Here is a 14,048-nt window from a genome sequence, read left to right on the forward strand (position 1 = left end):
TACTGGCAGGCAAGGGGTGACCGGTTCGAATCCGGTATTCTCCACAAAATAAAACCGTAAAATCTTTTAAGTAAGAGTTTACGGTTTTTTATTTTTTAGAAATTGTTTGATTGCTTTATAAGACTGCTAAAAACTATTTTGGATATTCAATTTTTCCTACTTGTCGCATCACGCGTACAATTTTAGCTTTTCGCCTGTTGATATACGTGGAAGAACTAGTCGCCGAATATTTTCTTGGATTGGGCAAAATCGCGGCTATTCCTGCAGCCTGGATTAGTGTTAAACTGGAAGCATCTTTTCGATACCAATGTTCGGTGGCTGCTTGAGCTCCATAGACACCATTCCCCATTTCGATACTGTTCAAGTAGACTTCCATAATGCGTTCCTTTCCCCAAATGATTTCAATCAGAAGAGTGAAATATGCTTCCAATCCTTTTCTCAAATAACTGCGGCCTTGCCAAAGAAATACGTTTTTGGCCGTTTGTTGTGATATTGTGCTTCCTCCTTTTATTCTTCGGCCTCGTTCATTGCTTTTATACGCTTTTTGCATGGCTACAAAATCAAAACCATTATGTTTCAGGAACGTTCCATCTTCACTGGCAATCACGGATTTTTGAAGATTCATCGAGATGTTTTCAATAGGTTCCCAGTCGTGGCTGAAGAAAACTTCTTTTCCTGCAGTTTTATTTTCAATTGCACGAATCACCATTAATGGGGTAAACGGAACGGGTACAAATTTAAAAAATACCACAAAAAATAAAGAGAGTCCGATGAACCATAACAATATTTTGAATAAAAAACGAATTAGTTTGCTCATAAAAGAGGTTGTTTCTTTTTTAATGGGTTGTTTTGATTTCCTGGGTGTTATTTTCGTTGCCATTATACTAAATCTGCTAATTCTGTTCCAATTAAACTTCCTATTGCCACTCCCATTCCACCCAATCGTACACCGCAGTAAACATTATCGGACAGTTGTGAAACGATAGGACTTTTGCTGTTACCAACACCCATAATGCCGCTCCAACGGTGCGCAATTTGGAAATCCTGATTCGGCAAAATTACTTCTTTTAATAATTGTTCCAATTTATTTTGGACAATTTCTGTTTGTCCAAATTCAGTTGTATTTTCCGTTTCAAAATCCAGATTTCTTCCTCCGCCCAGTAGTATTCTATCGCCAATATTCCTAAAATAATAATACCCTCTATCCAAGTGAAAAGTTCCTTTTATATTTAAGTTTTTGATAGGCTCCGTAATTAAAACTTGTGCTCTGGCCGGTTTAACCGCACCATTTGTCAATGTATTAGCAAAACCATTTGTAGCAAACAGTATTTTCTGGGTACTAAAACTAAAATCAGCAAGTGCCACTTCCACTTTATTACCGTTGTCGAAATAGGAGGTAACGGTTTGTTGATTCAGGATTAAAATATTTTTAGAAACTGCTTCTTTCAACAACGCCTGCATCATATTTCCGGTATCTATTTGTGCTTCAAACGGATTGAAAACTAAATATTCCTCTATCCCGCTAAACCCAAAACAGTTTACTTCCATGGCGAAAACATCGGCTTTGAAAAGTGGTTTTAAGATTTCATTGATAAATGGTAATTTTCCAGCACATTCATTATAGCTACTTTCATCTGCCTTTAAAAACAACTCATATCCGCCGTATGGCTTGAAATCTATCGTGTCATCACCCAATCTTTTTCGCAACAAATGCAAGCCTTGCCACCGTTTTTGAACGAGATGAATGACTTCCTCTTCCGAGTGGGATTTTAAATCGTCTATAATTTCTGAAAGACTTCCGAAACACGCAAAACCGGCATTTTTAGTACTCGCGCCTTGCGGTAACATTCCTTTTTCTAATACTAAAATTTTGCTTTTAGGGAATCTTTCGCGCAAGCGTAATGCAGCATGCAAGCCCACAATCCCACTTCCTACGATGGTATAATTTACATCAGTAAACCAGTTTTTCAACTCCCAATAGCTCAAATCCATGTTTAAATATTTTTATAAAAATAATAATTTTTTGGAGCTAATACCGCTATCCGTTCTAAATAAATTCACTGAACTCCAATTAAAATAAAAGTAGTGTGAAGTAATCTTTTATTTTTTAAAGAAAAAAACAAAAGGATTTCTCCTGAAGTTTCGGGATAATGGGGACTAAAAAGTAAGTGTTAAAAACTAAAATCATCAAATTAAATTGGCTAATTTTAGTGTTTGAAAAAATCAATTATTACAATGAAGAAAACACTACTGATACCCTTATTAATGATAAGTTTAACTGCTATGGCACAAAATGTAATGACTCCAGAACTGCTCTGGAAACTAGGAAGAGTAACACCATTAGGCATTTCCAAAGATGGAAAAAATGTAGTGTATAAAGTAACAACTCCTTCTGTTCAAGAAAATAAATCGGATACAAAATTCTTCACTTTACCCGTAAATGGCGGAAATCCAACCGAAGTAAAAGATACCGCAGCCCTGTTAAAAGATAAAAACAGTTCTCCTGACGGGAAATATATCGTTTACAATGAAGAAGTAAAAATGGAGAACGTTCATGGAAAAGATTTTTATCCAGAATTAGTAAAATCAGATGTTCAAATCTATGACGGATTGAATTATCGTCATTGGGATACCTGGAATGAAGGCAAATACAACCATGTTTTTTATAAAGAAAACAAAGAAGGCGCCATGGGAATTGACATTCTGAAAGGCGAAAATTTCGACAGTCCACAAAAACCTTTTGGTGGTGATGAAGATTATATTTGGTCGCCAGATAGCAAAAGTATTCTGTACGTAAGCAAGAAAAAAGCAGGAACTGACTATGCTCTTTCTACCAACACCAATATCTATGAATACAACCTGAAAACTGGGAAAACCAGCAATAGAACGGAAGAAAACCTTGGATATGATACCGCTCCACAATTTTCTCCAACCGGAAATTTGACTTGGTTGCAAATGAAACGAGATGGATATGAGGCAGATAAAAACGACCTGATAGTTAGTTTCAAAGGAATGAAAATGAACTTAACAGCCAATTGGGATGGAACAGTAGACAATTTCATCTGGAGTAGTGACGGGGAAAAAATATTTTTTGTTGCCCCTGTAGACGGAACAAAGCAGTTGTTTGAAGTTAATTTTCCTGGTCTGACCAATCCAGAAGCTTCGGGAGCAATTACCGTTCGCCAAGTTACCAATGGAGAATTTGATGTCAATGATTTAGTTGGGTTTTCCGGTGATAATATCATCGTAACGAGAACCGACATGAATCATGCGGCAGAACTTTTTTCTTATAATCTGAAGAAAACGACTTGGAAACAACTGTCTAATGTCAATACTACAATTTATAATTCTTTGGCGCTAAGCAAAACCGAAAGAAGATATGTTACGACAACAGATGGCAAAAAAATGTTAGTTTGGGTGGTTCTTCCTCCTAATTTTGATGCTTCAAAAAAATACCCAACGCTTTTGTATTGTCAAGGCGGACCTCAATCTCCATTGACACAATTTTATTCCTTCCGATGGAATTTACAACTGATGGCTGCCAACGGCTATATTGTTGTGGCTCCTAACCGTCGTGGAATGCAAGGTCATGGCGTGGAATGGAATGAGCAAATCAGCAAAGACTGGGGTGGACAAGTAATTGATGATTACCTATCAGCGATTGATGCTGTTGCTAAGGAAAAATATGTTGATGCCACTCGTTTAGGATGCGTTGGTGCCAGTTACGGCGGGTATTCTGTTTTCTATCTGGCCGGAATGCACAACAACCGATTCAAAACCTTCATTGCCCATGATGGTGTTTTTAACACCCAAAGCATGTTTGGAACTACCGAAGAAGTTTTCTTCAGCAATTGGGATTTTGGCGGTGCGTACTGGGAAAAAGACAATGCTGTAGCGCAAAAAACTTACACGACATTCAACCCAATGACTCTGGTAGAGAAATGGAACAAACCTATTTTAATTATTCAAGGCGGAAAAGATTTTCGTGTACCAATAGGACAAGGACAGGAAGCGTTCCAAGCAGCACAATTACGAGGAATAAAAAGTAGATTTTTGTATTTCCCGGAAGAAAATCACTGGGTACTGAAACCTCAAAATGCGCAGGTTTGGCAAGGTGAATTTTTCAAATGGCTCAAAGAAACCTTGTAGAAATCATTTTAAAAATAGGAAGCCTCACTTTTTCGTGGGGTTTTTTGTTCGTGTCAAAATATTTTGAATACCTTAACTGGAAAATATTTTGTAATTTTTATCTTTGAAAAATGAATAACAAAAAAAGTTATATTCCGATAAAAGTTTTCCTGAGTTATCTGGTTTTGGCGGTGCTTTTTGCCAGTGTGGGCTGGTTTTTATACTCCGAGAACAAGAATTTTTCAAAAACCGAAGAAAGAATTACCGAGGAAAGCAATACTATTTTACGGGTTAGCAACTTGCTCTCTGATACGTATGAAACGGAAAATTTAGCTCGAATAGCCATTCAATCAGAATCAGAAAAAGATTTTAACAACTATATAAAGAAAAATACGCTGTTAAAAGCAGAAATTGATTCCTTGAAATTGTTTGTCTCCACACCACACCAAATCACTTTACTAGACAGTGTCAAGCAATTGCTATCTAAGAAAACGATAAATATCCAGCAACTAAAACTTATTAAAAATAAAAGTGAAAATGAAGATGCGGTGGACGACGCGATTGGTGATTTGACTAAAATGGAGTCTTCTTTGCGGAAACTGGAATTAGAAGATTTTGTAAAAGATCCCGCCAGAATGGGAATTTATCAACGAAATGTCCTTCAGAAATATGTTGCCTACTTAAATCAAAACATTCCGGATGATAGTACCAATACGTTAAGTAAAAAAGCAACCGATTCTATTTTGACGGTTTCTAAAAATTTATTAAATGAGGTAAAAAGAGAAACATCCCGAAAGAAAAAATTATTGAATTTTGAGGAAAATAAATTATTGCAAAATGAACTTTCAATCTCTGACCAGCTAAGAAAAGTCCTTAACACTATAGAACGGGAAATTATAATAAACACCACAAAAAATTATTCGGATAGAGAGAATTCCTTAGCAAAAACGAATCAAATTGTAACCTCTGCGGCTATAATTGGATTATTGCTTACTTTGTTTTTTTTGATTATAATTCTAAATGATTACTCGAAAACCCAATCCTATAAGAAACAATTGGAGGAGGCAAATCTAAAATCCAAAAAATTACTTATTAGTCGGGAGCAACTCATTGCAACTGTAAGCCACGACCTGAAAACCCCTTTAAGCACGATTATTGGCTATACGGAATTATTGGGAAATTCCGATTTAAGCAGTAAACAATGCTATTACACCAAGAACATCAAAGGTTCCTCCGATTATATTTCACAATTGGTTCAGGATCTATTGGATTTTACTCAAATTGAAGCCGGGAAAATCACGATAGAAAAAATCCCGTTTTCGCTGTACGAGATGATTCATGAAGTGGCAAATAGCATTCAATCCGTTTATGCACAAAAACCAATTCAACTGATTGTTGAAATTGACCCTAATCTCGAAAAAAAAATCATTGGGGATCCTTTTCGTTTAAGACAAATAGTATCAAACCTTATTGGAAATGCGTTCAAGTTTACTGAAAAAGGATTCATAAAAATTAGCGTTGAAATCTACTTGGAAACACAATTGATAGCGATACAAATAGAAGATTCCGGGATTGGAATAGCAGAAAAAAACCAAGAACTCATTTTTGAGGAATTCATTCAAGCCGATAAGAATATAGAGAAAAAATATGGCGGGACAGGATTAGGACTTACCATTTCTAAAAAAATGACAGCGATTCTAGGCGGTGCTTTGCATTTGAAAAGTGAATTAGGAAAGGGAAGTTTGTTTACAATCCAAATCCCCTTACTTTTTGATGTCACGGTTTCCGAAAAACAGACTACTGCGAATCCGTCAAAAAAGCACTATACAGCCATACTGATAGATGATGATGAAAGCTTGTTGAAATTAACAACTGAAGTTTTAAAACAAAACCAATATATTGTATTCCCTTTTGCTAGTGCAAAAGAAGCTCTTGATGCGCTATCAAATATTACCTTTGATTTGATTATCACCGATATTCAAATGCCAGTTATGGACGGGTTTTTATTTTTGAAAGAACTCATAAATAATCCGAAATACGAGTATAAAAGACAACCTGTGGTAGCGGTCACCGGAAGAAATGATTTAAATCTGGACAACTACACAACCGCAGGATTTACCACTGTAATCAGCAAGCCTTATTCTCCTAAAATACTGCTTAAAACATTACAGTCTATTTTGAACAATGACGCAGTTCCCTTTGAAGCAATTCTAAAAAGCAAGCAAACAAAGGGGGAAAGGCCTTATTCATTAAAAGTCTTGAACGCTTTTTTATCTAATGATATAGTTGCTTTAAAAGAAGTGTTACTCTCATTTATAAAAAGTACGGCAAAGAATTTAGAAAATTTAGATCGGTCAGTTTCAAACATTGATTTTATGGAGATTAAAAATACAGCTCATAAAATGGCTCCCATGTTCAAGCAAATTAGCGCATCAGAAATCAGTGTTATTCTAGATGTATTAGAGCAAGAAGACTTAACACTTGAAGAGGTAAAAATGGCTACAATTAATTTGAAGCTCAAAATAACAGCTCTTTTTGTCCTGTTAGAAAAGGAATTAAACTAATTGATGTTGTATAATTTTAATTTATTATACAGTGTTTTTCTGTTGATTTTCAATAATTTAGCAGCTTCTGTTTTGTTGTTATTGGTTTTAGCTAAAGCTTCCTGAATGACTTCTTTTTCGTTTTGAGACAAAGACAGATCAGAGGTGTCTAGGTTTTCATTTTGAAAGAATTCTGTGGGTAGTGCTGATTTTTCAATGAAATCTCCTTGCGACAAGAGCGTGGCCCTTTTGATGCAATTTTGAAGCTCACGCAGATTTCCCGGCCATCTGTAGTTTTGAAAAATTGTAACTACTTCAGCAGAAAGCCCAATGATTTTTTTGTTTAATTCCTGATTTGATTTTTCAAGAAAAAAATCAGAAAAGAGCATCAAATCTTCGTCACGATCTACCAAAGAGGGGGAATGTATAGAGAACTCATTTATTCTATGGTACAAATCCTCTCTGAATGTCCCATTTTTGACTGCTTCCCGTAAGTCTTCGTTTGTGGCGGTGATGATTCTGATGTCTACATCAATTTCTTTATTGCTTCCTACGGGCTTAATTTTTCTTTCTTGGAGTGCTCTCAATAGTTGGATTTGATTTTCATAGGAAAGATTCCCTATTTCGTCAAGAAATAATGTACCTCTGTTTGCTGCCTCGAAAAATCCAATTTTATCATTTATGGCTCCCGTAAAAGATCCTTTTACATGGCCAAAAAACTCACTTGCAGCTAATTCTTTTGGGATCGATCCACAGTCTACGGCAATGAAATTATTGTTTGTTCTGAAACTGTTCTGGTGAATGCTTTTGGCAATAACTTCCTTTCCCGTTCCGCTTTCGCCGATGATTAAAACTGACATATTTGTTGGGCTGACGAGTTGGATATATTCTGCCAGTTTTTGAGATGCTTTTGAGATCCCCTTCACAAATTTACTAGTCGGTTTTTTGTTTTTTTTATTGTCAGTTTTAGGTTCAGAAATTACTTTATCAGAATTAGTGTGCGTTTCCATTTGAAGAGAATTTTGAATAACCAATAAAACTTCTTCGGGATTGAATGGTTTAGAGATATAATCTGCCGCCCCGTTTTTCATGGCTTTTACAGCAGTATTCACATCAGAATATCCCGTCATTAACAGTACGGGAACATTGGGATGGGTACTCTTGATTTCTGACATAAGTTTAATTCCATTATAATTTGGAAGTCTTAAATCCGTAATGATGAGGTCAAATTCAGTGTTTTTTATTTGAGATTTGGCTTCTTCAGCTGAAAATGTAGCCGTTACTTCATAGTTGTTTTTTACTAGAAATTTTTCTAATAACTTACAAAAAGCAACATCATCTTCAATCAATAAAATTTTAGCCATTGTATTTTAACTTTACGGCTAAAATAAAGGTATTAAATTTGTATTTAGCTAATTTTTTGCAAAAAAAAGAGAGACTGTTAAAACAATCTCTCTTTTTAAACAAAACTCACCTAAATTATTTATTTATCCAGTTTCCTTCAGCATCCGCATAAACAGTAGCATTCTGGTCTCCAACTGTAATTTCTAGTTTGTATTCTTTATTTTTATTGATGTATGCTTTTCCCAGAATTGCTCCGGGATATGCTTTTTCCATAGCTGTTTTTATTGCTTGAGGAACTGCTTCTGCTTGTACTTCAGTATATTCCTCTTGTAGTAAAACCGATTGATTTTGTGGGTTTTGAACGGGAAGTATTGTCGCAAATGCGGACATGCTTCCTAAAATAATCGCTGCTGATAAAATTAACTTTTTCATAGTGTTTTTTTTAAATTGTTATTGTTTTGATGCTTTATTTTTGAATCCATTTCCCAGTTGCATCTGCAAAAAGATTTCCTTTTTTGTCCCCAACAGTCACATCCAGTTTATATTCTTTATTAGCATTTGTATATGCTTTGTCTAGAATTGCATCTGGGTAAGCCGTTTTTAACGCTTTTGTTACAGCTTCTGGGACTTCTTCATTTTTCACTTCAATATATTCTTCTTGAATTGAGACTGTTTCCGCTGGTGTAGTTGTTCCTTGAGCTGTAGCTGTATATGTTGAAAAACTTGCTATTAAGATTGCTGCTGTTACCATTAACTTTTTCATACTATTTTATTTTTAGATTATTATTGTTACTTATTATTGATTAAGTAATTGAAATAATTATACCAGAGTTACAAAGGAAGGTGTTGCGTTATTAAGTTTCTGAAATAGAGGTGTTTAATAAAATCTGTTTTTTCTAATAAGGAGAAATGTGGGTAATACATAGGGTGTTATGGGTATAAATTACCCGCTTTGTCTTCGTGTAGTGGTTCTAAACAAGAAAACCTTGCATCGCTGCAAGGTTTTTTATTATGGATATGTAAATCTGCTATTCTGGGTCGTTCATTTTGAACGTATCCATAAACGCGGTTGTGTAATCACCTGCAATATAACGAGGATCGTCCATTAATTGTCTGTGAAAAGGAATAGTCGTTTTTATTCCTTCTATCACAAATTCATCTAAGGCTCTTCTCATTTTACTTATTGCTTCTTCACGTGATTGAGCAGTTGTAATCAACTTTGCAATCATTGAATCATAATTAGGTGGTATGGTATACCCGGAATAAACATGGGTATCTAGACGAACACCATGTCCTCCCGGCATATGTAACGTTGTAATCTTTCCTGGAGACGGACGAAAATCATTATAAGGATCTTCCGCATTAATACGGCATTCAATGGCATGCAATTGAGGTAAATAATTTTTTCCTGAAATGGCAACTCCGGCAGCAACAAGAATTTGTTCCCGAATCAAATCATAATCTATCACTTGTTCTGTAATTGGATGTTCTACCTGAATACGAGTATTCATTTCCATAAAATAGAAATTACGATTTTTATCCACCAAAAATTCTACCGTTCCGGCACCTTCATATTTAATATATTCGGCCGCTTTTACAGCCGCTTCTCCCATTTTCTGACGCAATTCATCAGTCATAAACGGCGATGGAGTCTCTTCAGTCAGTTTTTGATGGCGTCTTTGTACGGAACAGTCCCTTTCAGAAAGGTGACAGGCTTTTCCGTAGGAATCTCCTATAACCTGAATTTCGATGTGACGGGGTTCTTCAATTAATTTTTCTAAATACATACCATCATTCCCAAAAGCAGCTGCCGATTCTTGACGTGCACCGTCCCATGCTTTTAAGAGTTCTTCTTCTTTCCAAACTGCACGCATTCCTTTTCCACCACCACCAGCGGTTGCTTTGAGCATCACGGGATAGCCAAAATCTCTGGATAGTTGCAGGGCTTGTTCATAGGATTCTAAAATCCCTATTGATCCCGGAACGCAAGGAACGCCCGCTTCAATCATGGTTGATTTTGCAGAAGCTTTATCTCCCATTCTATCAATCATTTCTGGCGAAGCTCCAATGAATTTGATTCCATGTTCTTGACAAATCTTAGAAAACTTAGAATTTTCAGAAAGGAATCCATATCCTGGATGTATTGCATCTGCATTGGTAATTTCTGCGGCGGCAATTATATTTGACATTTTCAAATAGGACAAGTTGCTTGGAGGTGGTCCTATGCAAACGGCTTCATCAGCAAACCTTACATGAAGACTTTCAGCATCTGCAGTAGAGTAAACCGCTACTGTTTTTATACCCATTTCCTTGCAGGTTCTAATTACGCGTAACGCAATTTCTCCTCTATTTGCAATTAATATTTTTTTAAACATCTTGTTTTGAAATTTTAAATGTTGAATTTTAAATTTTAAATTATTTCAAATAATGAAAAAACATCATTCAAAATTTATAATTTATAATTTCTTATGATGGATCTACTAAGAATAAAGGTTGGTCAAATTCGACTGGCGACATATCGTCAACCAATATTTTTACGATTTTACCAGAAACTTCAGATTCAATTTCGTTAAATAATTTCATAGCTTCAATAACGCAAAGAACGTCACCTTTAGCAATGCTTTTACCTACTTCAATAAACATTGGTTTATCTGGAGATGGTTTTCTATAAAAAGTTCCAATAATAGGAGATTTTATAGTGATGAAATGAGCGTTTTCTACTACTGGTACTACCGGAACAACTGCAACGGGAACTACTTGTTGGGGAGCTAAGGGTTGCTGATGTACCCCTTGAGCAGGCAATTGTTGCACATAAGTAGTTTCAGTAACATTTCCTTCTAAGGTTGTTCTGATGGTGATTTTCACATCATCCATCTCTAGCTTAACTTCTGCAACTCCTGAATTTGCGACAAACTTGATTAGATTTTGAATTTCTTTTAAATCCATAATTATTTGTTTTTAGTTTAAATTTATTTTTTGTCGTATGCCCATTTTAGATAAATAGATCCCCAAGTGAATCCACCTCCAAAAGCGGCCAAAATTATCGTATCTCCTTTTTTGAACTGATGTTCAAAATCACTGAGCACCAATGGCAAAGTGGCAGAGGTTGTATTTCCGTACTTTTCGATATTCATTAATACTTTAGATTCTTCTAAATTCATTCTGTTGGCTGTCGCATCAATTATACGTTTATTGGCTTGATGCGGAACCAGCCAATCGACATCTTCATTTGTCAGATTATTTCTTTTCAAAATTAATTCGCTTGAATCTGCCATATTGGTTACGGCGTATTTAAACACCGTTTTTCCGTCTTGTATAATGTTGTGTTTGTTGTCTCTTACCGTTTCAAAAGAGGCAGGGTTAAGTGATCCGCCGGCATCAATTTTAAGAAAATCTCTGCCAATTCCGTCACTGCGTAAGTATTCATCCTGCAATCCTAATCCTTCGTAATTAGGTTCAAAGAGTACTGCACCTGCGCCATCTCCAAAAATAATACAAGTCGATCGGTCTTTATAATCCACGATCGAAGACATTTTATCAGCACCAATTAAGAGTACTTTTTTATACCTTCCGGATTGAATATAAGCAGCAGCTGTTGACATCCCAAACAAAAAACTGGAACAAGCAGCCTGCAAATCATAAGCAAAAGCATTTGTGGCTCCAATTTGGGTTGCGACATACACGCCTGTTGATGCTACTGGCATGTCTGGCGTTGCGGTTGCCATAATTAGTAAATCAATCTCTAAAGGGTCAATGTTCGCTTTGGCCAATAAATCCTGTGCGGCTTTTATGGCCAAAAAAGAAGTTCCCTTGTCCTTGTCTTTAAGGATTCTTCTTTCTTTTATTCCTGTACGAGAGGTGATCCATTCGTCATTGGTGTCGACCATGGCTTCAAGAGCTTTGTTCGTTAGTACAAAGTCTGGAACATAGGCTCCAACAGCGGTTATTGCGGCTGTGATTGTATTCATTGTATGCGTTTATTTCTAGTCAAATGGTGCCATTTGAAAATTTTTAAAAAGATTGAAAATTACAAAAAAAATTCCATTCTCTTTGAATTAGAACTTCTTATTTAACGAAAATTACAAACAACAAAAAAACTCTCACGATGTGAGAGTTCGAATATCATTTACAAAAAATGTATTATGCAACAGCTACAGATTTATCTATAACAACTTGCCCTCTGTAGTACATTTTACCTTCATGCCAGTATGCTCTGTGGTATAAATGTGCTTCTCCAGTAATTGGACAAGTAGCAATCTGTGCTACAGTAGCTTTGTAATGTGTTCTTCTTTTATCTCTTCTTGTTTTGGAGATTTTTCTCTTAGGATGTGCCATTTTACTATATTATTTATCCGTTAATAGTTGCTTTAACTTGTCCCAACGCGGGTCAATATTTTCTTCTTCTTTGCTTTCTTCTTTTTCTTCCTTTACCGCCAATTCATTGAGTTTAGTCAATGCTTCTGTCTTTAAACTCCCATCTTGTATGCCAGGATGAACGCGTCTTAGAGGGACTGACAGCACAATCATTTCATAGATATATTGTGCAATATTTATTTCAAACTCTCCGTGGGGCAAAATCAATAATTCGTCGTTATCATTATTGTAAACCTCATCAAAACGAACGATTAATTTCATTTCTCCCTCAATTGGCAGATCAAAATCTTCGCTGGTAAGATCACAGGGTACATTTACAACTCCTTTGTGATTAAAACGCAACTCTAAGAGTGTGCTTTTTTTCTCTAAAACTACATTTACTTTGATCTTTGAATCTTGATATTCATCATAATCAAAGATTTCAAAGAACGCATTACTGATTTGATACTCAAAATGATGTTTACCTAGCTTTAATCCTATAAAAGGAATTAAATATTCTTTTGTGTTCTTCATTTCAACAACAATTTTCCCCTAAACTTCGGGAGTGCAAAGATATAAAATTATTGCAAATCTAATACTGTTATTCACTTTTTTTTGTTCACAACTGCTTTTCTTTTGTTTTCAATGGTTTTTTGCTGATTTCCGCATATTGATTTCTGGAATGATAAATGTCTATTGCCAGATATACCGCCTCTTTGAAGGAGTTAAAATCAGCTATTCCCTTGCCTGCTATATCATAAGCGGTGCCGTGATCTGGAGAGGTTCTTATTTTATGCAAGCCTGCAGTATAATTTACTCCTTTTCCAAAAGATAATGTTTTGAAAGGAATCAATCCTTGATCGTGGTAGGTTGCTATAACGGCATCGTATTTCTCGTATTGATTACTGCCAAAGAAACCATCTGCAGCAAATGGACCAAATACTAAGATCCCTTTGTCGAACATTTTTTTTAATGTAGGTTTTATAATCAAGTCATCCTCTGTCCCTATGACTCCGCCATCTCCACAATGCGGGTTTAAACCTAAAACTGCTATTTTGGGTTTATTAATGCCAAAATCTTTGATCAAAGTCTGTCTGACCGTTTCGATTTTTCGCACAATCAATTCTTCCGTTAGCTGCGAGGCGACTTCACTAAGCGGAATATGATCTGTCAGCAATCCTATTCTCAAAGTATCCTGAACCATCAACATCAGGGCATTGCCTTCTAGTTCTTGGTCTAGGTAATCCGTATGGCCCGGGAACTTAAAATCGTCTGATTGTATATTGAATTTATTTATTGGTGCGGTTACCAGAACGTCTATGACACCTTCTTTGAGTGCTTTCGTCGCTGCAATAAATGATTTTATAGCATATTCCCCTGCCTTAGTATCATCCATGCCAAGATTTAAATCCACACTTTCTTTCCAGAGGTTTAATACATTGATTTTGCCCACTACAATTTGATCTAATTTGTCGATCCCGTGGAGCAAAGATGTTGATGGAAAACTTTTCTTAACAAAAGACAACAACTTAACATTAGCAAAGATAACTGGAGTGCATAACTCTAACATGCGAGAATCCTCAAATGTTTTTAGAACAACTTCGCTTCCAATACCGTTTAAATCTCCAATAGAAATTCCGACAATTATATTTTCTGCTTTTTTCATAATGACATACCGTT

The 14,048-nt window shown here is 35.7% G+C and carries 13 protein-coding genes; 2 read left to right on the forward strand and 11 right to left on the reverse strand.

Translation table 11 applies throughout. The features are described from left to right. Positions 1-133: 133 nt before the first annotated feature. Positions 134-880, reverse strand: coding sequence for a monofunctional biosynthetic peptidoglycan transglycosylase (gene mtgA / locus EKM02_RS02900; protein WP_126451970.1), 747 nt, complete (start codon positions 878-880; stop codon positions 134-136). Next, positions 880-1,992, reverse strand: coding sequence for an NAD(P)/FAD-dependent oxidoreductase (locus tag EKM02_RS02905; protein ID WP_126451971.1), 1,113 nt, complete (start codon positions 1,990-1,992; stop codon positions 880-882). Before EKM02_RS02905 ends, mtgA begins: the two co-directional genes overlap by 1 nt. Positions 1,993-2,235: 243 nt before the next feature. Here EKM02_RS02905 and EKM02_RS02910 point away from each other — a divergent pair, with 243 nt between their 5' ends. Both EKM02_RS02910 and EKM02_RS02915 read left to right on the forward strand, forming a co-directional pair. Beyond that, on the forward strand, positions 2,236-4,149 hold the full coding sequence (locus tag EKM02_RS02910) for a S9 family peptidase (protein WP_126451972.1): 1,914 nt from the start codon (positions 2,236-2,238) through the stop codon (positions 4,147-4,149). Between the two features lie 110 nt (positions 4,150-4,259). Next, positions 4,260-6,692 (forward strand): hybrid sensor histidine kinase/response regulator, encoded by a 2,433-nt coding sequence (locus EKM02_RS02915; protein ID WP_126451973.1) that lies wholly within the window; start codon positions 4,260-4,262, stop codon positions 6,690-6,692. Here EKM02_RS02915 and EKM02_RS02920 read toward each other — a convergent pair. The 9 genes from EKM02_RS02920 to pdxA all read right to left on the reverse strand — a co-directional run bounded on the left by EKM02_RS02920 (position 6,689) and on the right by pdxA (position 14,037). Beyond that, positions 6,689-8,035, reverse strand: coding sequence for a sigma-54-dependent transcriptional regulator (locus tag EKM02_RS02920; protein ID WP_126451974.1), 1,347 nt, complete (start codon positions 8,033-8,035; stop codon positions 6,689-6,691). The genes EKM02_RS02915 and EKM02_RS02920 overlap by 4 nt on opposite strands. Positions 8,036-8,150: 115 nt before the next feature. Beyond that, positions 8,151-8,447, reverse strand: a complete 297-nt coding sequence (locus EKM02_RS02925) for a hypothetical protein (protein WP_126451975.1) — start codon at positions 8,445-8,447, stop codon at positions 8,151-8,153. A gap of 34 nt (positions 8,448-8,481) precedes the next feature. Next, entirely contained in the window at positions 8,482-8,778 is a 297-nt protein-coding gene (locus tag EKM02_RS02930) for a hypothetical protein (RefSeq protein WP_126451976.1), read from the reverse strand. Positions 8,779-9,043: 265 nt separating this feature from the next. Continuing rightward, positions 9,044-10,390 carry an acetyl-CoA carboxylase biotin carboxylase subunit gene (gene accC, locus EKM02_RS02935; protein WP_126451977.1) on the reverse strand — a complete coding sequence of 449 codons (1,347 nt, stop codon included), beginning with the start codon at positions 10,388-10,390 and terminating at the stop codon, positions 9,044-9,046. 91 nt (positions 10,391-10,481) lie between these two features. Continuing rightward, positions 10,482-10,961 carry an acetyl-CoA carboxylase biotin carboxyl carrier protein gene (gene accB, locus EKM02_RS02940; protein ID WP_126451978.1) on the reverse strand — a complete coding sequence of 160 codons (480 nt, stop codon included), beginning with the start codon at positions 10,959-10,961 and terminating at the stop codon, positions 10,482-10,484. A gap of 23 nt (positions 10,962-10,984) precedes the next feature. Beyond that, positions 10,985-11,983 carry a beta-ketoacyl-ACP synthase III gene (locus EKM02_RS02945; protein ID WP_126451979.1) on the reverse strand — a complete coding sequence of 333 codons (999 nt, stop codon included), beginning with the start codon at positions 11,981-11,983 and terminating at the stop codon, positions 10,985-10,987. A 172-nt stretch (positions 11,984-12,155) separates the two neighbouring features. Further along, positions 12,156-12,350, reverse strand: coding sequence for a 50S ribosomal protein L32 (gene rpmF, locus EKM02_RS02950; RefSeq protein WP_007137315.1), 195 nt, complete (start codon positions 12,348-12,350; stop codon positions 12,156-12,158). 9 nt (positions 12,351-12,359) lie between these two features. Further along, on the reverse strand, positions 12,360-12,902 hold the full coding sequence (locus EKM02_RS02955) for a YceD family protein (protein WP_126451980.1): 543 nt from the start codon (positions 12,900-12,902) through the stop codon (positions 12,360-12,362). Positions 12,903-12,987: 85 nt separating this feature from the next. Then, a complete protein-coding gene (pdxA, locus tag EKM02_RS02960; protein WP_126451981.1) occupies positions 12,988-14,037 on the reverse strand; it encodes a 4-hydroxythreonine-4-phosphate dehydrogenase PdxA in 1,050 nt (349 codons plus the stop codon). Positions 14,038-14,048 lie beyond the last annotated feature (11 nt).

It is taken from the genome of Flavobacterium sp. RSP49 (assembly GCF_003968735.1).
Taxonomy (GTDB): Bacteria; Bacteroidota; Bacteroidia; order Flavobacteriales; family Flavobacteriaceae; genus Flavobacterium.